We start from the raw sequence: 19,536 nt of genomic DNA on the forward strand, positions 1-19,536 counted from the left end.
ACCCGCGCAGTTTAACGCGAGTCGGGGCGCATTTCCTCCTATCAGACGTGATACGCCCAATAGAGTTCATGTGCGGGGTTGAGCGTAGCCGCAATTGCGCTCAATTGTGGCGAGGGATCAGGGCTTGACCGGCGGCTTGCGCAACAGACTGAACGCCATCACCGCCAAAAACAGCACACTGAGCAACAACACCGCCCACAACCCGAATTTCTTCCAGTTGGTGTCCGCCTTCGCCGCCGCCACCGCTGTCGGCGCGACGGTCACCAGCGCCCCGCCATCGACCGTGGCCTTGCCCAGGGAAGCAAACTTCGCCGCGCTGTAATCCGGAATCAACGTCGACAACGGCAAGTTCGCCGTCTTCACCGTCGCACTGCCCAGCGCCAGCGTATACGGCCCGGCACCGCGGGCCAGGAACACCACTTGCGTCGAGCGCACGGCGAATTTCACCGTCGGCGCTTCAGCGCCCAGGCCGCCACCGCGCTCATCCACAGTCAGCTTCAACTGCTGCACGGTTTGCCCCGACAACTGCAATTCGTTCTGCACCACGTCCTGGCCATTCTGGGTCAGGCGATACAGCAAACCGCCACTCAGCGGCTGCCACGGCAAACTGCTCTCGCGCCGCCCGGACAAGGTCACCGGTGCCAGGCTGTTGGGCTGATTCAACTCGACCTGCACCCGCTCGACATTCAGCCCCATCGGCAATTGCCAGGTATATTCACCCGCCTTCACGCTGTTGCCGGCCAACGGTTGCGACCAGACCAACGGCAGCGGCAGGCTGCGGGTGCTGGCGCTTTCCAGTTGCGCGGACGTCAGGGTCGGCGCCGATTGCGGGGTGTTCCACAGCAAGCGCAGATAACGCGCCGATTGCCCCGGCAGGCCGACTTCATGCTGCTCGACCCGCTCGTCGGCAAACGACAACCGCGCCACCTGACCTTCGCCCCACGACTGCCAATGCTGCAAGTCGTCGCTGGCTTCGATGCTGAACCGCTGGAAGCCGTCGCGCTCGCTGGTCCAGTCGAGGATCAACTGCTGCAACGGTGCCTTGATAGAGCTGGCGTCGAGCAACCAGCCACGCAGCACTTCTTCGCCCGCCTCCAATTGGCTGGAAGGCTGCACCTCCACCAACGTGCCGTTGGCGCTCGATTGCACGCGCACACTCGGCGCGCGTTCGGTGGCGTCTGCCGAGTTGTACAGCGGGAACCACTTCACGTCGGTGGTGGTACGGTTTTCGGCGGACTGCGCGGTTTCCCGGGCCAGGGCATAGGCTTGCGCCTCGCCAGCCGCGTTGAATACGCGCACGTCGCTGAGATCAGTCTGCCGCGCGTTCAGTTGCACGCTTAGCGGCAGCTCCAGGCGATACCACGGACCTTCGCCGCTCACGGACAACGGCACCTGAGTGCTGAAGTCCGACGGTTTTTCCTGGGCGTTGGCCGACATCGCCACGCCCAGCGCAACAGCGCCCAGCCACCCCAGGTTCAGCTTCTGACTCAAGACGACACTCCTTCGGTTTCAGGGGCCGGTGTTTCAGCCTCCGGCTCGGCTTCGACGCGCTTGGGCGGCAACGGGGCGAAATAGCCCACCACCAGCAGCAACACGCCAACGCCGATAAACGAGACGATCCGGGCGAGTCCGCCACGGTTACTCAATTCGACAAAGAACAACTTGGCGACCACCACGCCGATCAGCGCAGCACCGATCAGCCACACTTCGCGGCGATGGCGCAGATGGCCGCCGATCATCAAGCCCAGCGCCATCAAGGTCCAGACGATCGACAGACCGGCCTGCACCTGCATCGACACCAGCAATTGATCCAGCTCGAACGGCACGCCGCCCCAATGGTGAGCGGTGCGCGTGACCACGGCGGAGAAAAACACGAACAACGAAGCTCCGGCGATCAACTGCGTGGCGTTCTCGGCGTAAACCTTCGGCAGGGCAAACTGCGTCACCGCGCTGCGCGACCAGACGTAGACGCCGAACAGCGCAAACAGCAGGCCCAATTCCAATGGGTTGATCAGCGGCACGTACGGCAGCGGCTCGGCGGTGCCGTCGCTGACACCGTTCGCCAGCCAGAACCAGCCCAGCATCAGCAGCGCCAGCGGGGCGGCGGCATAGATCCGGTATTCGCGTGCATACGCCGACACCGGCCATGGCCAGCTCCGTGGCGCGGCCGCCAACACCAGATACAGGCTCGGCAGAATCGCCCAGCCCAACCAGCGCCAGGCGTTGTACTGCTCAGACAACAACAGCAGGCCGTAACGCAGCTCCAGGGCCAGCACACCGAGCAACAGCCAGCAGCCGAGCACGTGGGCGGTGCTGAGGGCGCGTGCCGGCAGCATCGGCGCCAGACGCCGCAGGGAGATGAAATGCACAACGAACACCGCTGCCCACACCAGCCAGCCGAAGTTGGCCGCCGGGTGATAACGCGAATGCCACGCGCCTAGCAACACCAGCCCCGCCACCGGCGTCAGGAAGGTGCAGAGCAAGCCCAGCGACGACCATTTCAAGCGCAGCGCCAACACTGACCACAACGCCACACTCAACGCCGCGACGCCTAGCAACAACGTCGCTTGCAGATCCAGCGGCGCAAAGCGCAGCACTTCGCTGAGCCACGCCAGCGCCCACCAGCCCACGCTCCACACCAGCAGCAACTCGGACAAGCGATTCAGGCTCAGCACATCGAACGCCGAAGCGTGATTGCCAAGCTGCAAACGCCAGGCACCGACCAGCGCGGCCAAGCCCAGCACCAGCGGCGTCCAGAAACCACTGTGGGCCAGAGGCTTCAATCCTTCACTGGCCAACGGCCCCAGCAGTTCCGGCCCGGCGAACAGGAACGCCGCGCCACCGATCACCTGCAACAACAGACCAAAGACAAAACTCACGCGCTGCTTGAGGTACAGACTCAGCCAGATGATGAACAACCCGCTGGCGGCCCACACCGCACTCGCCGTTTGCCACGGCAGCACGAACAGCACCGCCAGGTTGATCAGCACCAGACCCGCCAGCAGGATCACCGACAAGCCGCGCAGCAACCGCGCATCGTTGCGCACCATCTCATCGCGGGCCGCCAGCAACATGCCGCCGATCAACGCCAAGCCAATCAGCGAGGCACTGAGCAAACCGCTCCAGCCGGCGCTGAGCACCGCCGCCGAATCACCGCCCGCCCCTTTCAGCCGCATCAGGAACAACGCGCCGCCAAGCAATTGCACGGCAAACGCGGTGAACAGGAACGTACGCGATTGCAGGCGCAGACCGACGAACAGCGTCGCCAACCCGGCCAGCGCCCAACTGATCGCCGTGCCATGGGTCTGGAAGAACAACGGCGCCAGCAGGTACAGGAAGGTCAGGCCCAGGCATGCCAACACCGGCAGGCCTTGGCGCTCCAACGGCGAAGTCTGTTCTGGCAAGGCCTTGCGCAATTGGTAGAAGCTGAACAGCAACGCCACGCCGAGCATCAATGCGCCCAGCCATGAACCGTCGAGCAGGCTGTCTTCGCTGGGCTGCAACTTGCTGAGGAAAGCCAGCGCCGAGCCCAGTTGCAGCAGCAAGGCGAAGGCGCGGGCCAGCGGCCGCTGCTGACGCAGGCCGAGCCAGAAGATCCCCGCGCCTTCCACGGCCCAAGCGGCAGCGGTCCAGCGCGCATCGAGGCCCAACGGGATCGCGAGGCTGGTGAAAATCACGCCCAGCGCCAGGCAGGTTTCCGCCAGCAGCAACGCGCGACCGCCCATCAGCAAGCGGGCCAGGCCCATGTAGAGCATGCCCAGCGCCAACGCACTGAACGCAGCGGCAAATTCCAGATGCTGGACCAACGCGAACTGCAGACCGAAACCCACCAGCGGCGGCCCGAACAGCATGGTGCCGTCGACGTAGTCGCCCTTGCGCGCCGACCAGTGCAGCAGCGCCTGGCGGCTGTCGTCTTCCGGCGCATCGGTCATTTCCAGCAGCTTGCGCCGGGTAAACAGCAGGCCGATGCCCAGGTACATCAGGAAGAACAGAATCAGGAACGGCTCGGTGCTCCACAGCAGTTCCGGCGCATAAGAGCGCAGGCCCCAGGCGAAGCCGATGCCGAAGGTGCCGACAAAACCGATCAGGTTGAGCAGACGCCAGGCCTTGAACCAGGCGATGGCGAGGATGCCGGTGTTGAGCAGGGCGAAGTAGCTGAACAGCGCGACGTGGCTGCCGGCACCGGTCGACGTCAGGATCGGCGCGGCGAAACCGCCCAACGCTGCGGCGCAGGCCAGGGCGAGGGAATCCTGGGTGATCGCCAGAATCGCCGAGAACACCGTCACCGCCACCAGCAGGCCCAAGGCCGCCGTCGGGTCGAGCAACGGGTGCAAGCGCATCGCCGCGAACACCGTCAGGTACAGCACGGCAATCCCGGTGCCTTGCAACATCAACGCGTATTGGTTGTTGCGGTGACGCAGCCACCAACCCAGACCGAGCAAGCCCAGGGCACTGGCAGCAACGCCGGCGTAACGCATCTCGATCGGCACCACCATGCCTTCAGTGGCGTAGCGCAGCAGGAACGCCAGACCGAGGAACAACAGAACCACGCCGACCCGCAGCACAGTGTTGCCACCGAACAGCCAGTTGCGGGCGCCGGTGATCGCGCGGTCAAACACATTAGGTTCGCGCGGGGCCGACGGTTGACGCGGTTCGCGGGCGACCGGTTCCGGGGTCCAGACATCGGCGGGCAGCGGACGACTGGCTTCGGTGGCGGCGGCGCTGATCGGTTCGAGTTCAGGCGGGAGATCCCAGATCATCTCCGGGGATTCGGCGGGGGCTTTAAAGGAGATGTCGTCGAGAATGAATTCAGGGGAGACGACGGGTGCGCTGACTTCAGGTTGACTGGCTTCGGGCTGAGCGACTTCCGGCGCTTTGACGCCCGCACCTTCCAGCGCTATCAAGCGTTGCAGCAGCGTATTGAGCGCCACTTGTGTCTGCTCAAGCAGACGGTGCTGCTCGGCCGCTTGCGAGCCCAGACGACCAATGCGAATGGCCTGACCGATGCCCAACCCGAGCAACGCACCTAACAGCGCATCGCTGAGCGACTCGTCGACTACCCAGCCCAGCACCAAGCCAATCAGCATGAAAATCCATTGCATGGTCGATATCCCTAAGCGGCCCATTGGCGGGCAAGTCCAGAAGCCTGGAGGCGTCTGCGCTGACGTCTTCGCGGGCAAGCCTCGCTCCTACGGGTTTTGTGTCGTGGCCCAATCCATGGCACACGCAAAACCTGTAGGAGCGAGGCTTGCCCGCGAAAGCGTTTACGCAGACGCCACTGAAACATCCGGCAAAACTGACGCTTAGTATATCGATCCGGCCCAACGTACGTTGGGCCTTGCTCGCAATTATTGCTAAAAGTTACTCCAAAGCCTTCCAGATATCGGTGGCGTACTCACGAATCGTCCGATCCGACGAGAACCAGCCCATCCGCGAGGTGTTCAATACCGCCGAACGCCACCATGCTTGCGAATCATGCCAATGCGCTTCGACACGCATCTGCGCGTCCCAATAGGAATCGAAGTCGGCACAGACCAGGAAGCGGTCGTAGTCGATCAGCGAGTCGATCAGCCCGGTATAGCGCGATGGATCATCCGGCGAGAACACCCCGCCGCGAATCGCTTGCAGCACATCATTAAGGCGATGGGACGCTGCGATGTCCGGCACGGCATTGAACTCATGATTCTGCTTGCGCGCTTCCACCTGCTGCGCGCTGAGGCCGAAGATGAACATGTGCTCCACGCCGATCTGCTCGCTCATCTCGACGTTGGCGCCATCGAGCGTGCCAATGGTCAGCGCGCCGTTGAGGCCGAACTTCATGTTACTGGTGCCCGACGCCTCGAAGCCGGCCGTGGAAATCTGCTCCGACAAATCCGCCGCCGGAATGATGCTCTCCGCCAGGCTGACGTTGTAGTTGGGCAGGAACACAACCTTGAGCAAACCGCGCACAGTCGGGTCGTTGTTGACCACTCGAGCGATGTCGTTGGTCAACTTGATGATCAACTTGGCCTGGTGATAACTCGCCGCCGCCTTGCCGGCGAAGATCTTCACCCGTGGCACCCAGTCGATTTCCGGCTCGGCACGAATCGCCTGGTACAGCGCGACAGTGTGCAGCAGGTTGAGCAACTGGCGTTTGTATTCGTGGATCCGCTTGACCTGCACGTCGAACATCGCCGCCGGGTTGACCGCGATCCCCAGCCGTTCATGAATCAGATACGCCAAGGCTTTCTTGCTGTGCAGCCGCTGCTCGGCGAAAGCCTTGCGGAATGCGGTCCTCTCAGCGAACGGTTCCAGATCACGCAACCGCTCCTCCGGGTTATCCAGCAAATCAGGACCGAGGGCATCGACCAGCATCGACGTGAGTTCGGAGTTGGCCTGGTACAGCCAGCGGCGGAAGGTGATGCCGTTGGTCTTGTTGTTGATCCGCTCCGGGTAGAGCTTGTGCAGTTCGGAGAACACGGTTTTGCGCATCAATTGCGTGTGCAACGCCGACACACCGTTGACGCTGTGCGAGCCGAGGAACGCCAGGTTGCCCATGCGCACACGGCGGCCGTTGTCTTCCTCGATCAGCGACACCGCGCGCAGCACGTCGAAGTCGTGAATGCCTTTGGCCCGCAGCGAGTCGATGTGCTGGGCGTTGATCAGGTAAATGATCTGCATGTGCCGTGGCAGCATGCGTTCCATCAAACCGACCGGCCAGGTTTCCAGCGCTTCCGGCAGCAGCGTGTGGTTGGTGTACGACAGCGTGTCGACCGTGACCTGCCATGCGGCATCCCACGCGACATCGTAGACGTCGACTAGCTGGCGCATCAGCTCGGCCACGGCAATCGAGGGGTGAGTGTCGTTGAGCTGGATCGCCGCGTGGTCGCCCAGGGTCAACACCGAGGTGTGCATGTTGCGATGGCGGCGCAGCAAATCCTGCAGGGACGCGGCGACGAAGAAGTATTCCTGACGCAGGCGCAGTTCCTGGCCGGCTTCGGTGCTGTCCGCCGGGTAAAGCACGCGGGAAATACTTTCGGCCCGGGCCACTTCGGCCACAGCGCCCAAGTGGTCGCCAGCGTTAAAGCGCTCCAGGTGCAAATCTTCCACGGCGCGGGCACGCCACAAACGCAAGGTGTTGACGCTGGCACCGCGCCAGCCGACCACGGGGGTATCGTAGGCAATCGCCCGCACGGTTTCCGCCGGGGTCCAGACTTGCTTGGTCTTGCCGGTTTCATCGGTGACGGTTTCGACGCTGCCGCCAAAGCCGATCGGGTACACGACCTCTGGCCGCTCGAACTCCCACGGGTTACCGAAATCCAGCCAATGCTCGGTTTGTTCCTGCTGCCAGCCATCGACAATCGCCTGGCGGAACAAGCCGTGTTCATAACGAATGCCATAGCCATGGCCGGCGATGCCGAGGGTCGACATGCTTTCCATGAAGCACGCCGCCAGGCGACCGAGGCCGCCGTTGCCGAGCGCCGCATCGGGCTCCAGCAAGCGGATGCGCTCCAGGTCGACACCGAGTTCGGTCAACGCTTCGCGGGCGACGTCGAGCAGGCCAAGGTTGCTCAGGCTGTCGTAGAGCAAGCGGCCGATGAGGAATTCCAGGGACAGGTAGTAAACCCGTTTCTGGCCTTTGCGGTAGATCTGCCGGGTGTGGTCCATCCAGTGCTCGACCATGTGGTCACGCGCTGCCAGGGCAATGGCTTCGAACCAGTCGTGGTCGAAGGCGTGATCCGGGTCTTTGCCCACCGCGTAGGTGAGTTTGGTCAAGACGGCGTCGCGAAATGCGGCCACCTCTGCTTCACGAACAAGTGGTTCTTGAGTCATCGATAGGACCTCGAGCGAGCTTTGAGTTGTCTGAGCCTAGACGGTCTGACAGGCGGTATGGGCTCTGGTTCGGCAGTTTTTCCTGATAGTGCGAGATAGGTCGGCATTACATTGTCGGGTGTCTGAATCAATGCAGGGGCCGTGCCGGATTAACGGTGATTATTGGGTGATCCAGAAAAAAACTGGCGAAAGGTTGTTCAAAAATCCACCAGTCCCGGTATGATCGCGCGCCCTGATGCACACGCTGGTAACAACCGATGATGAAGTCCAACCTGATCGCCGCCGCGGAGATCGACCGCCTCGATACCTGGGCCAAATACTCTGCGCCGATGTGCGGTTCCTGCATATCCAGCTGCTGCACCTTGCCGGTCGAGGTCAAGATCAAGGATCTGATCCGCATCGGCATCGTCGACGAGTTCGAGCGCGGCGAGCCGGCGAAGAACATCGCCAAGCGCTTGCAGAAGGAAGGGATCGTCGAGCGTTACAACCAGAAGTCCGAGATCTTCACTCTCCAGCGCATGAGCAACAACGATTGCCTGTACCTGGATCGTAAGAGCCGTCTGTGCACTATTTATGAAAAGCGCCCGGATACTTGCCGCAACCACCCGAAAATCGGCCCACGGCCGGGGTATTGCGCTTACAAGCCTAAAGAAGTGGCGCGTGAGAGCAGCGAGAGCCGCCGTACCCTCGAAAAATTCTGATCCGCAATTGATCGTTCCCACGCTCCGCGTGGGAATGCAGCCCGGGACGCTCTGCGTCCCAAAGCGGACGCGGAGCGTCCATTGAGGCATTCCCACGCGGAGCGTGGGAACGATCATCTTGCGCCAGACAAACAAAAACGCCCCCGACCTTGCGGTCGGGGGCGTTTTTTTGTCAGCTAACTAAATAACTTAGTTACCGGACTTCTTGGCAGCGCGGGTACGCTCGCTTTCGCCCAGGATCTTCTTACGAAGACGGATGGACTTAGGAGTGACTTCGCACAATTCGTCTTCTTGAACGAATTCCAGAGCTTGTTCCAGGGTGAAACGGATAGGCGGAACCAGAGCGATGGTTTCGTCTTTACCCGAGGCACGCATGTTGTCGAGCTTCTTGCCTTTGGTTGGGTTGACGCCCAGGTCGTTGTCGCGGCTGTTGATGCCGACGATTTGACCTTCGTACACGTCTTCGCCGTGACCCAGGAACAGTTTGCCGCGAGCTTGCAGGGTTTCCAGCGAGTAAGTCAGAGCCTTACCGGTAGCAACCGAAACCAGCACGCCGTTCTGACGGCCGGACATGTCGCCGGACTTCATCACGTCGTAACGGTCGAAGATCGAGGTCAGGATGCCTGCACCGGAGGTCAGGGTCAGGAACTCGTTACGGAAACCGATCAAGCCACGAGCCGGGATGTTGTACTCAAGGCGCACACGGCCCTTGCCATCCGGAACCATGTTGGTCAGGTCGCCTTTACGGATACCGATCTGTTCCATGATCGAACCTTGCGATTCTTCTGGCAGGTCGATGGTCACGTTTTCGTACGGTTCGTGCTTCACGCCGTCAACCATACGGATGATCACTTCCGGACGACCAACACCCATTTCGAAGCCTTCGCGACGCATGGTTTCGATCAGTACCGAGAGGTGCAGCTCACCACGGCCGGAGACTTTGAACTTGTCGGCGGTGTCGCCTTCTTCAACGCGCAGGGCAACGTTGTAGAGCAGTTCTTTGTCCAGACGTTCCTTGATGTTACGGGACGTCACGAACTTGCCTTCTTTACCGCAGAAAGGCGAGTCGTTTACCTGGAAGGTCATGGAAACGGTTGGTTCGTCAACGGTCAGCGGCTTCATCGCTTCGACGTTCAGTGGGTCGCACAGAGTGTCGGAGATGAACAGCTGGTCGAAGCCGCTGATGCAGACGATGTCGCCGGCAGCTGCTTCTTCAACGTCGATACGGTGCAGACCGTGGTGACCCATCAGCTTCAGGATACGACCGGTACGCTTCTTGCCGTCGGCGTCGATAGCGACAACCGGAGTGTTCGGCTTGATGCGGCCACGAGCGATACGGCCAACGCCGATAACACCCAGGAAGCTGTTGTAGTCCAGTGCCGAGATTTGCATCTGGAACGGACCATCGCGGTCGACTTTCGGCGCAGGTACGTTGTCGACGATCGACTGGTACAGCGGGGTCATGTCTTCAGCCATGTCGGTGTGTTCCAGACCGGCAATGCCGTTCAGGGCCGAGGCGTAGACGACTTTGAAGTCCAGCTGTTCTTCGGTAGCACCGAGGTTGTCGAACAAGTCGAAGATCTGGTCCAGAACCCAGTCCGGACGCGCGCCTGGACGGTCGACCTTGTTGATCACCACGATTGGACGCAGGCCGGCTTCGAAAGCCTTCTTGGTCACGAAACGGGTTTGCGGCATAGGGCCGTCTTGAGCGTCAACCAGCAGCAGAACGGAGTCAACCATCGACATTACGCGTTCAACTTCGCCGCCGAAGTCGGCGTGGCCCGGGGTGTCCACGATGTTGATGTGGTAGCCGTTCCAGTTGATGGCGGTGTTTTTCGCCAGAATGGTAATACCGCGCTCTTTCTCCTGGTCGTTGGAGTCCATCACGCGCTCGTCGTTGAGCTCGTTGCGCTCCAGGGTGCCGGATTGACGCAAGAGTTTGTCTACCAGGGTGGTTTTACCATGGTCAACGTGAGCAATGATGGCGATGTTGCGTAGATTTTCGATCACTTGTGTATCTCGATCAGAGGATTCGGTGTGCTGACAAGTCTTGGCAGCGATTAACAGTAGAGTCCGGCAAAGCCGTTACAGCTTGACGGCGGCGTCGGGGGGCCGGTGACGCAGGCCACAGGCAAACAGCCCCGGGCACTTAGCTCGGTCGATAAACGCGCACATTGGCATGCCCCTCACTGAGCAAATGGTGGGCATGCAGGCGACTCATCACGCCTTTGTCGCAATACAGCAGGTACTGGCGAGTAGGGTCCAGTTCCTTGAAACGAGCGTTCAATGCATAAAACGGCATCGTCTGTACCTCAATGCCAGCCAGTTCCAGCGGCTCGTCTTCAGCGGCATCCGGGTGACGGATGTCGATGATGATCTGGCCCGCCAGAGCGTCGCTGACTTCTTCGATCTGCAAGTCCTGGCCCAATTCGTCGATCACGCGATCGATCGGCACCAGTTTGGCGTTTTCGAGCGCACGCTCGAGGACCGCCATGTCGAACTGTTGTTCTTCGTACTCCACGCGGTTGCGCTTGGCGTGGGTCTTGGGGTTCACCGAGATGACCCCGCAGTATTCCGGCATGTGCTTGGCGAAGTCGGCCGTGCCGATTTCGTTGGCCAGGTCGATGATGTCCTGCTTGTGACTGGCGATCAGCGGGCGCAAGACCAGCTTCTCGGTCACGCAGTCGATCAGGGACAGGTTCGGCAACGTCTGGCTCGAAACCTGGGAGATCGCCTCACCGGTGACCAGCGCATCGATATCGAGCCGATCGGCAATCTTCGATGCAGCGCGCAACATCATACGCTTCAAAACTACGCCCATATGACTGTTATCGACTTTCCCGAGAATTTCTCCCAGTACTTCTTCGAAAGGCACACTGACAAATAACACGCGTTGGGAGCTGCCGTACTTCTTCCAGATGAAGTGCGCGACTTCCATGACGCCCAGTTCATGGGCCCTGCCGCCCAAGTTAAAGAAGCAGAAATGGCTCATCAGGCCACGGCGCATGATCTGGTAGGCGGCGACTGTCGAGTCAAAGCCGCCGGACATCAGTACAAGCGTCTGTTCCAGCGCTCCCAGCGGATAACCGCCGATGCTGTTGTGCTGGCTGTGGATCACATACAACCGTTGGTCGCGAATTTCGATGCGAACTTCGATTTCCGGCTCTTTCAGGGAAATCCCGGCGGCGCCGCACTGACGACGCAGCTGGCTGCCGACGTATTTCTCCACGTCCATGGACGTGAAGGTGTGGTGCCCGCCGCGCTTGCAGCGCACCGAAAAGATCTTCCCGGCCAATGCATCGCCGTAATGCTCTTTGCACTTGGCGACGATGTCGTCGAAGTCACCCAGCGGGTATTCGTCGACCTGCAGGAAATGCGCGATGCCCGGCATGCAGCTCAGGCGCTCGGTCATCTCCTTCAGGGCCCGGGGCTCAGTGACGCGGGTTTCCAGCTCGAGGTTGTCCCACACACCGTTCACCACCACAGCCGGGTCCAGATCGCGGAGCACGGCACGGATGTTCTTGGCCAACTGGCGGATGAAACGCATCCGTACCGGGCGGCTCTTGATGGTGATCTCGGGAAAGACTTTTACGATTAGTTTCATGAAAACAGCGCGCGCTGGGCCAGCCGAAAAAGGGGGGCGCGGATTATAGCGGAAATTGCTCAAGGTTTAACCAGTTAATATGCAGAAGGTTTTGCGCGCACCAAAACGGGTCATTTGTGGAAATAGACGCTACATTACAGGGCGCTTATTTCAGCTTTGCGCTGCTTTGCACCTCTATAAGCTTGAAATTGGGGCAAAAAACCCATGGTGGGGCACTGGCATGCAATTTGCTCCCTTGTGAGGCAGGTTGCCTTGGCAGAGTATTCGCGCCGGCATCACCCACATTCTAAGGGCATCCACTACTAAGCCCGAAGCCACCCGGAGGACACTATGTCGAAGTCGGTTCAACTCATCAAAGATCATGACGTCAAGTGGATTGATCTGCGCTTCACGGACACCAAAGGCACTCAGCACCACGTGACCATGCCGGCTCGCGATGCGCTGGATGAAGCTTTCTTCGAAGAAGGCAAAATGTTCGACGGTTCCTCCATCGCTGGCTGGAAAGGCATCGAAGCTTCCGACATGATCCTGCTGCCAGACGACAGCACTGCCGTTCTCGACCCGTTCACCGAAGACCCAACGCTGATCATCGTTTGCGATGTGATCGAGCCTTCGACCATGCAAGGCTACGATCGCGACCCACGTGCGATCGCCAAGCGTGCCGAGGAATACCTGAAGTCGACCGGTATCGGCGACACCGTATTCGTAGGTCCAGAGCCTGAGTTCTTCATCTTCGACCAGGTTAAGTTCAAGTCGGACATCTCCGGCTCGATGTTCAAAATCTTCTCCGAACAAGGCTCGTGGATGTCTGACCAGGACATCGAAGGCGGCAACCACGGCCACCGTCCAGGTATCAAAGGCGGCTACTTCCCGGTTCCTCCGTTCGACCACGACCACGAAATCCGTACCTCCATGTGCAACGCCATGGAAGAAATGGGCCTGGTCATCGAAGTTCACCACCACGAAGTGGCAACTGCCGGCCAGAACGAAATCGGTGTGAAGTTCAACACCCTGGTGGCCAAGGCTGACGAAGTTCAGACTCTGAAATACTGCGTGCACAACGTAGCGGTGGCTTACGGCCGCACCGCGACCTTCATGCCTAAGCCGCTGTATGGCGATAACGGTTCGGGTATGCACGTTCACCTGTCCATCGCCAAAGATGGCAAGAACACCTTCGCTGGCGAAGGCTATGCCGGCCTGTCCGACACCGCCCTGTACTTCATCGGCGGCATCATCAAGCACGGTAAGGCCCTGAACGGCTTCACCAACCCGTCGACCAACTCCTACAAGCGTCTGGTCCCAGGTTTCGAAGCTCCGGTAATGCTGGCCTACTCGGCTCGCAACCGTTCCGCGTCGATCCGTATTCCTTACGTGTCCAGCCCTCGCGCTCGCCGTATCGAAGCGCGCTTCCCGGATCCGGCAGCCAACCCGTACCTGGGCTTCGCTGCACTGTTGATGGCTGGCCTGGACGGCATCCAGAACAAGATCCACCCAGGCGATGCGGCTGACAAAAACCTGTACGACCTGCCGCCTGAAGAGGCGAAAGAGATCCCACAAGTTTGCGGCAGCCTGAAAGAAGCCCTGGAAGAGCTGGACAAGGGCCGCGCGTTCCTGACCAAGGGCGGCGTGTTCTCCGATGACTTCATCGACGCTTACATCGCTCTGAAAAGCGAAGAAGAAATCAAGGTCCGCACCTTCGTACACCCACTGGAATATGAGCTGTACTACAGCTGCTGATCCGGTAGCGCCGGCTACACGCGGCGTGACAAAAAGAGGCCTCCTTCAGGAGGCCTTTTTTGTGGGCGCTCGTTTACCTGATCGTTCCCACGCTCCTCGTGGGAATGCCTCAAGGGAGGCTCCGCGTCCAGTGACGCGGAGCGTCACGGGCTGCATTCCCACGCAGAGCGTGGGAACGATCAAGTCGAGGTAAATCATGCCCAAATGTTTACAACTTGGGCCAACCGCCGCCCCTGACCTATGCTGCACCCCAACGCCTTCGCTTCCGGTCGATTTTTATGGGTCGTGGTTTTCTACTGATGTTGCTGTTGATCGCCCTGCCTGCCGCAGCGCAGATCTATAAGTACACCGACGCCAACGGCAACACCGCCTACAGCAATCAGCCGCCCGATGGCGTCAAGGCGCAGCCGGTGGAGTTGCCGCCGCTCAACAGCGTCGCCCCCTCTACGCCTCCAACACCACAAGACGAAGCCAGCAGCCGCGAACAACCCCGCAGCGCCTACGAGGTGCTGGAACTGACCGGCCTGCCCACCACCGAAGCCCTGCGCGCCAACAACGGCACCTTCACCGTCAGCGTGCTGATCAAGCCGCGCCTGCAAGGTCCGCATCTGTTCAGGCTATTACTGGACGAGCAACCTTACGGCCAGCCGAGCAACGTGCCGATTCTGCAATTGGTGAACATTGATCGCGGCGAACACAGCCTCGCCGTTCAGGTGATCAGCGGGGAGAGCGTGATCCAGCAGAGCCCGAGCGTGACGTTCACCGTGCAACGGGTGCACAAGCCTTGAAGCGCTGGCTACTGCTCGCCTGCCTGATCGCCTTCCCGGCGCTGGCCGACGTCTATACCTACGTCGACGCCCAGGGCAATCGGGTGTTCACCGATCAACCGCGCCCCGGCAATGCCAAGCGTGTGCCGTTGGCCACCAGCAATCGCATGCCCTCAAACCCGACCGGCGCCGCGCCGCTGACTGCCGCGCAAAAAACCGAAGAAAAACCGCTGTTCCACTACGACATGCTGCGCGTGCTGGTGCCGGAACCGGACGCCACGATCCGCAGCAACGCCGGCGAGGTGATTGTCAGCGTTACCAGCGAACCCGGCCTGCAACGCGGCCATCGCTACCGTTTGTTACTCGACGGCCAGCCCACCGCCGAACCCGGCCCCAGTCCGGTGTTCGCCTTGAGCAATATTGATCGCGGCTCCCACAACCTGTCGGTGGAAATCCTCGACGCTCAGGGCCGCACCGTCGAGCGCACGGCCAATCAACCGTTCCACATGCTGCGCATCTCGTTGGCGCAAAAGCGCCAAGTCAAGCCCTGCACCCTCACCGACTACGGCCAACGGCCGGAATGTCCGCTTAAAGACAAACCTCCTGAAGAAAAAAATCCCTTCCTGCGGTTCTTCTAACGCCGTTCAGCTTTGCGCACTATATTGGTGCAAACGGTTGCACCGTTCCCACATCAAAACCCATTTTGGTTCGAAAGTACCCGCGAAAGCTGGCAGAACGCCACGCGATCGAGCGCTAAACGCCCGTTTCAGGCCTTAAACGCTTCTTTTCGGAGCTTTGGTTTGGTTTTTGCATTTTCCTCGCATCAGCGCTCATTTGTTGCGCGCGCCCCGCTCCAAAAGAGGTCCGGATGACCATTAGCGACGCACTGCATCGACTATTACTCGACAACCTGACCACCGCCACCATCCTGCTCGACGCCGAACTGCGCCTCGAGTACATGAACCCGGCGGCGGAGATGCTCCTGGCCATCAGCGGCCAGCGCAGCCATGGGCAGTTCATCAGTGAGTTGTTCACCGAATCCACCGAAGCGCTGAATTCCCTGCGCCAGGCCGTCGAGCAGGCGCACCCGTTCACCAAGCGCGAAGCGATGCTCACCGCCCTCACCGGCCAGACCCTGACCGTCGACTACGCGGTCACGCCAATCCTCAGCAACGGCGACACGATGCTGCTGCTGGAAGTGCATCCCCGTGACCGCTTGCTGCGGATCACCAAGGAAGAGGCGCAACTGTCCAAGCAGGAAACCAGCAAGATGCTGGTGCGCGGGCTCGCTCATGAGATCAAGAACCCGCTGGGTGGGATTCGCGGCGCCGCGCAGTTGCTTGCCCGGGAACTGCCGGAAGAAAGCCTGCGCGATTACACCAACGTGATCATCGAAGAAGCCGACCGTCTGCGCAACCTGGTGGACCGCATGCTCGGCTCGAACAAGCTGCCGTCCCTGGCCATGTGCAACATTCACGAAGTGCTGGAGCGCGTCAGCCATTTGGTCGAGGCCGAAAGCCAGGGCTGCATCACCTTGGTGCGCGACTACGACCCAAGCATTCCCGACGTCCTGATCGACCGCGAACAGATGATTCAGGCCGTCCTTAATATCGTGCGCAACGCGATGCAGGCCATCAGCAGCCAGAACGAGCTGCGCCTGGGCCGCATCAGTCTGCGCACCCGTGCCATGCGCCAGTTCACCATCGGCCACGTGCGCCATCGCCTGGTGACCAAGATCGAGATCATCGACAACGGCCCGGGCATCCCTGCGGATTTGCAGGAAACCATCTTCTTTCCCATGGTCAGCGGCCGCCCGGACGGTACCGGGCTGGGCCTGGCCATTACCCAGAACATCATCAGCCAGCACCAGGGCCTGATCGAGTGTGACAGCCACCCAGGCCACACCACGTTCTCGATCTTTCTGCCACTGGAACAAGGAGCCACATCGACATGAGCCGTAGTGAAACCGTGTGGATCGTCGATGACGACCGTTCTATCCGTTGGGTCCTGGAAAAGGCCTTGCAGCAAGAAGGCATGACCACGCAAAGCTTCGACAGCGCCGATGGCGTGATGAGCCGCCTGGCGCGCCAGCAGCCGGACGTGATCATCTCCGACATCCGCATGCCGGGTGCCAGTGGCCTGGACCTCCTGGCGCGGATTCGCGAACAACACCCACGGCTGCCGGTCATCATCATGACCGCCCACTCCGACCTCGACAGCGCCGTTGCCTCGTATCAGGGCGGCGCGTTCGAATACCTGCCCAAGCCGTTCGATGTCGATGAAGCAGTGTCCCTGGTCAAGCGCGCCAACCAGCACGCTCAGGAACAACAAGGCCTGGAAGTCCCGGTCGCGCTGACCCGCACCCCGGAAATCATCGGCGAAGCGCCGGCGATGCAGGAAGTGTTTCGCGCCATCGGGCGCTTGAGCCACTCCAACATCACCGTGTTGATCAACGGCGAATCCGGCACCGGTAAAGAATTGGTGGCCCACGCCCTGCACCGCCACAGCCCACGGGCGGCGTCGCCATTCATTGCGTTGAACATGGCGGCGATCCCCAAAGACCTGATGGAATCCGAGCTGTTCGGCCATGAGAAAGGCGCGTTCACTGGCGCGGCCAACCTGCGTCGCGGGCGTTTCGAGCAGGCGGACGGCGGCACGCTGTTCCTCGATGAAATCGGCGACATGCCGGCGGACACCCAGACCCGTTTGCTGCGGGTATTGGCCGATGGCGAGTTCTATCGCGTCGGCGGTCATACGCCGGTGAAGGTCGATGTGCGCATCATCGCTGCGACCCACCAGAACCTGGAAACCCTGGTGCATGCCGGGAAATTCCGTGAGGACTTGTTCCACCGCCTCAACGTGATCCGCATTCATATTCCACGGCTGTCGGACCGTCGCGAAGACATCCCGACCCTGGCCAAGCACTTCCTCAGCCGCGCCGCGCAAGAACTGGCGGTGGAACCGAAGCTGCTGAAAAGCGAAACCGAGGAATACCTGAAAAACCTGCCATGGGGCGGCAACGTGCGGCAGCTGGAGAACACTTGCCGCTGGATCACTGTGATGGCTTCCGGGCGCGAAGTGCACATCAGCGACCTGCCGCCAGAGTTGCTAAACCTGCCGCAGGACTCGGCGCCAGTGACCAACTGGGAGCAGGCGCTGCGTCAGTGGGCCGATCAAGCGTTGGCTCGCGGCCAGTCGAGCCTGCTCGACAGCGCCGTGCCGGCGTTCGAGCGGATCATGATCGAAACCGCCCTCAAACACACCGCCGGCCGCCGCCGCGATGCCGCGGTTTTGCTGGGCTGGGGGCGTAATACCCTGACGCGCAAGATCAAGGAATTGGGGATGAAGGTCGATGGTGGGGATGATGATGAGGCGGAAGAGGGTTAACTCTTTCGCCTGATCGTTCCCACGCTCCGCGTGGGAATGCCTTAACGGACGCTCCGCGTTCGGCTCTGGATGGGACGCGGAGCGTCCCGGGCTGCATTCCCACGCAGAGCGTGGGAACGATCAGTGGCGCAGCGAGGCGTGCCCGCGCAGCTTTTGGGGCCATCGTGCACCGCCGCAATGCACCGTGAACCGCAATCGCGCACAGCGACTGATCTCAAATCCCGCCGTCCCTCGCAATGAAACCCACATCACAAAAACGGCTAAGCCCCGAATAACGGGGCTTTCAGCGCTTCGACACGACTTTGTGTTTCATTTTATTAAAACCTGGCACGCCCCCTGCAATAGTCCATTCAGTGATTCAGTTCACTACCCGGTTTCGGGGACCTTGGTACAGGCAGGCCGGGGATTCCCCTCTTTTACATCGGGCTCACACCGCACTTGCGACGAGCCCAACCCGTTTTGGGGCCCTTGATACAGGCAGGTCAGGGGTTCCTTCTTTACACCGGGACTTGCACGCAATGCGCGAGTCCTTGCCGTTTTGGGAACCTTGGTACAGGCAGGCCGGGGATTCCCTCTTTTATTGCTCCCGGAGATGGATCTCCAGCCGCCAGCGGTCATCGACCTCGCTACCGGCCCACTCGCCCTGCAGTGGCCGGGCCGCCACCACCGTCAGCAGCAACCCCCCATCACTCAAACGCACGCGCCAGTTCACGTCTTTGCCGTTGAGCTTGAGCTGACCTTTCTGCGTCTTGCCCTCAGCGCCAAACAGCAACGCCAGGCTGCCATCCACGATCTCGCCGTGGGTCTTGGGTTCGTTGTTGAACCACACCACCAGCCCGTCGTCGGTGACCTCGACCTGCTGCAATTCAGTGGGGTCGGGGGTGGTCAGGCGACCGATCATCAGTCCCACCATCATCCCGACAATCGCCAGCGAACCGATCACCCGCGGGAATAGTTTCGAACGGTTGTCCACGGGCGGCGTAGAATGCCGCTCATCTTTACCTTCGGAGCCGTGCATGTTTCACGTCATCCTTTTCCAACCAGAAATTCCGCCGAATACTGGCAACGTTATCAGGCTGTGCGCCAACAGTGGCTGCCACCTGCATTTGATCGAGCCGCTGGGCTTCGAGATGGACGACAAGCGCCTGCGCCGGGCCGGCCTCGATTACCACGAGTACGCCACCCTGCAACGCCACGCCGACCTCGCCAGTTGCCTGGAAAGCCTCGGCCATCCACGGCTGTTCGCGTTTACCACCAAGGGCTCGCGACCGTTCCATGATGCCAGCTTCGCCGAGGGTGACGCCTTCCTGTTCGGCCCGGAAAGCCGTGGCCTGCCCGCCGAAGTGCTCGATGCCCTGCCCGGCGAACAACGCCTGCGCCTGCCGATGCGCGAAGGCTGTCGCAGCCTGAACCTGTCGAATACCGTGGCCGTCGCGGTGTACGAAGGCTGGCGTCAGCTCGGGTTCAAGTAACCCCGCATCTGGTCGCCTGATCGTTCCCACGCTCCGCGTGGGAACGATCAATGCAC

13 protein-coding genes are annotated in these 19,536 nt (G+C 60.8%); 7 read left to right on the plus strand and 6 right to left on the minus strand.

The features are described from left to right. Positions 1-117 precede the first annotated feature (117 nt). The 3 genes from HKK53_RS18580 to HKK53_RS18590 all read right to left on the minus strand — a co-directional run bounded on the left by HKK53_RS18580 (position 118) and on the right by HKK53_RS18590 (position 7,812). On the minus strand, positions 118-1,491 hold the full coding sequence (locus tag HKK53_RS18580) for a DUF3999 domain-containing protein (protein WP_169372035.1): 1,374 nt from the start codon (positions 1,489-1,491) through the stop codon (positions 118-120). Next, the gene (locus HKK53_RS18585; RefSeq protein ID WP_169372036.1) at positions 1,488-5,102 is read right to left on the minus strand and encodes a DUF2339 domain-containing protein; all 3,615 of its coding nucleotides are present in this window, start codon (positions 5,100-5,102) and stop codon (positions 1,488-1,490) included. The genes HKK53_RS18580 and HKK53_RS18585 overlap by 4 nt, the downstream gene beginning before the upstream one ends. Positions 5,103-5,361: 259 nt before the next feature. Further along, on the minus strand, positions 5,362-7,812 hold the full coding sequence (locus HKK53_RS18590; RefSeq protein ID WP_169372037.1) for a glycogen/starch/alpha-glucan phosphorylase: 2,451 nt from the start codon (positions 7,810-7,812) through the stop codon (positions 5,362-5,364). Positions 7,813-8,072: 260 nt separating this feature from the next. Here HKK53_RS18590 and HKK53_RS18595 point away from each other — a divergent pair, with 260 nt between their 5' ends. After that, on the plus strand, positions 8,073-8,513 hold the full coding sequence (locus tag HKK53_RS18595) for a YkgJ family cysteine cluster protein (protein WP_178117491.1): 441 nt from the start codon (positions 8,073-8,075) through the stop codon (positions 8,511-8,513). Between the two features lie 189 nt (positions 8,514-8,702). Here the strand turns inward: HKK53_RS18595 and typA are convergent, their stop codons facing one another. Continuing rightward, positions 8,703-10,523, minus strand: coding sequence for a translational GTPase TypA (gene typA, locus HKK53_RS18600; protein WP_054055316.1), 1,821 nt, complete (start codon positions 10,521-10,523; stop codon positions 8,703-8,705). Between the two features lie 139 nt (positions 10,524-10,662). After that, positions 10,663-12,117: a tRNA uracil 4-sulfurtransferase ThiI gene (gene thiI / locus HKK53_RS18605; protein WP_169372039.1), complete on the minus strand. Its 1,455-nt coding sequence runs from the start codon at positions 12,115-12,117 to the stop codon at positions 10,663-10,665. Between the two features lie 330 nt (positions 12,118-12,447). Between thiI and glnA the strand changes: the two genes are divergently transcribed. The 5 genes from glnA to ntrC all read left to right on the plus strand — a co-directional run bounded on the left by glnA (position 12,448) and on the right by ntrC (position 18,008). Beyond that, on the plus strand, positions 12,448-13,854 hold the full coding sequence (glnA, locus tag HKK53_RS18610) for a glutamate--ammonia ligase (RefSeq protein WP_149659114.1): 1,407 nt from the start codon (positions 12,448-12,450) through the stop codon (positions 13,852-13,854). A 278-nt stretch (positions 13,855-14,132) separates the two neighbouring features. Then, positions 14,133-14,642: a DUF4124 domain-containing protein gene (locus tag HKK53_RS18615; RefSeq protein ID WP_169372040.1), complete on the plus strand. Its 510-nt coding sequence runs from the start codon at positions 14,133-14,135 to the stop codon at positions 14,640-14,642. Next, on the plus strand, positions 14,639-15,259 hold the full coding sequence (locus HKK53_RS18620) for a DUF4124 domain-containing protein (protein WP_169372041.1): 621 nt from the start codon (positions 14,639-14,641) through the stop codon (positions 15,257-15,259). Before HKK53_RS18615 ends, HKK53_RS18620 begins: the two co-directional genes overlap by 4 nt. 230 nt (positions 15,260-15,489) lie before the next feature. Beyond that, the gene (glnL, locus tag HKK53_RS18625) at positions 15,490-16,575 is read left to right on the plus strand and encodes a nitrogen regulation protein NR(II) (RefSeq protein WP_169372042.1); all 1,086 of its coding nucleotides are present in this window, start codon (positions 15,490-15,492) and stop codon (positions 16,573-16,575) included. Beyond that, positions 16,572-18,008 carry a nitrogen regulation protein NR(I) gene (ntrC, locus tag HKK53_RS18630; RefSeq protein WP_133837829.1) on the plus strand — a complete coding sequence of 479 codons (1,437 nt, stop codon included), beginning with the start codon at positions 16,572-16,574 and terminating at the stop codon, positions 18,006-18,008. The genes glnL and ntrC overlap by 4 nt, the downstream gene beginning before the upstream one ends. Positions 18,009-18,585: 577 nt before the next feature. On the opposite strand, the gene HKK53_RS18635 is transcribed toward ntrC, so the two are convergent. Further along, positions 18,586-19,026, minus strand: coding sequence for a hypothetical protein (locus HKK53_RS18635; RefSeq protein WP_169372043.1), 441 nt, complete (start codon positions 19,024-19,026; stop codon positions 18,586-18,588). Between HKK53_RS18635 and HKK53_RS18640 the strand changes: the two genes are divergently transcribed. After that, complete coding sequence (locus HKK53_RS18640; protein WP_007949025.1) at positions 19,025-19,480, plus strand: tRNA (cytidine(34)-2'-O)-methyltransferase; 456 nt, start codon at positions 19,025-19,027, stop codon at positions 19,478-19,480. The two genes, HKK53_RS18635 and HKK53_RS18640, sit on opposite strands and share 2 nt — an antisense overlap. The last annotated feature ends 56 nt before the right edge of the window (positions 19,481-19,536 follow it).

Source organism: Pseudomonas sp. ADAK7 (genome assembly GCF_012935675.1).
In the GTDB taxonomy this organism is placed as follows: domain Bacteria; phylum Pseudomonadota; class Gammaproteobacteria; order Pseudomonadales; family Pseudomonadaceae; genus Aquipseudomonas.

What these genes read in the sequence shown, in the direction of transcription:
- HKK53_RS18635 (WP_169372043.1), bottom strand. Translation starts at nt 19,026, where the DNA reads ATGCACGGCTCCGAAGGTAAAGATGAGCGGCATTCTACGCCGCCCGTG.
- HKK53_RS18590 (WP_169372037.1), bottom strand. Translation starts at nt 7,812, where the DNA reads ATGACTCAAGAACCACTTGTTCGTGAAGCAGAGGTGGCCGCATTTCGC.
- ntrC (WP_133837829.1), top strand. Translation starts at nt 16,572, where the DNA reads ATGAGCCGTAGTGAAACCGTGTGGATCGTCGATGACGACCGTTCTATC.
- HKK53_RS18595 (WP_178117491.1), top strand. Translation starts at nt 8,073, where the DNA reads ATGAAGTCCAACCTGATCGCCGCCGCGGAGATCGACCGCCTCGATACC.
- HKK53_RS18585 (WP_169372036.1), bottom strand. Translation starts at nt 5,102, where the DNA reads ATGCAATGGATTTTCATGCTGATTGGCTTGGTGCTGGGCTGGGTAGTC.
- thiI (WP_169372039.1), bottom strand. Translation starts at nt 12,117, where the DNA reads ATGAAACTAATCGTAAAAGTCTTTCCCGAGATCACCATCAAGAGCCGC.
- HKK53_RS18615 (WP_169372040.1), top strand. Translation starts at nt 14,133, where the DNA reads ATGGGTCGTGGTTTTCTACTGATGTTGCTGTTGATCGCCCTGCCTGCC.
- glnL (WP_169372042.1), top strand. Translation starts at nt 15,490, where the DNA reads ATGACCATTAGCGACGCACTGCATCGACTATTACTCGACAACCTGACC.
- HKK53_RS18640 (WP_007949025.1), top strand. Translation starts at nt 19,025, where the DNA reads ATGTTTCACGTCATCCTTTTCCAACCAGAAATTCCGCCGAATACTGGC.
- glnA (WP_149659114.1), top strand. Translation starts at nt 12,448, where the DNA reads ATGTCGAAGTCGGTTCAACTCATCAAAGATCATGACGTCAAGTGGATT.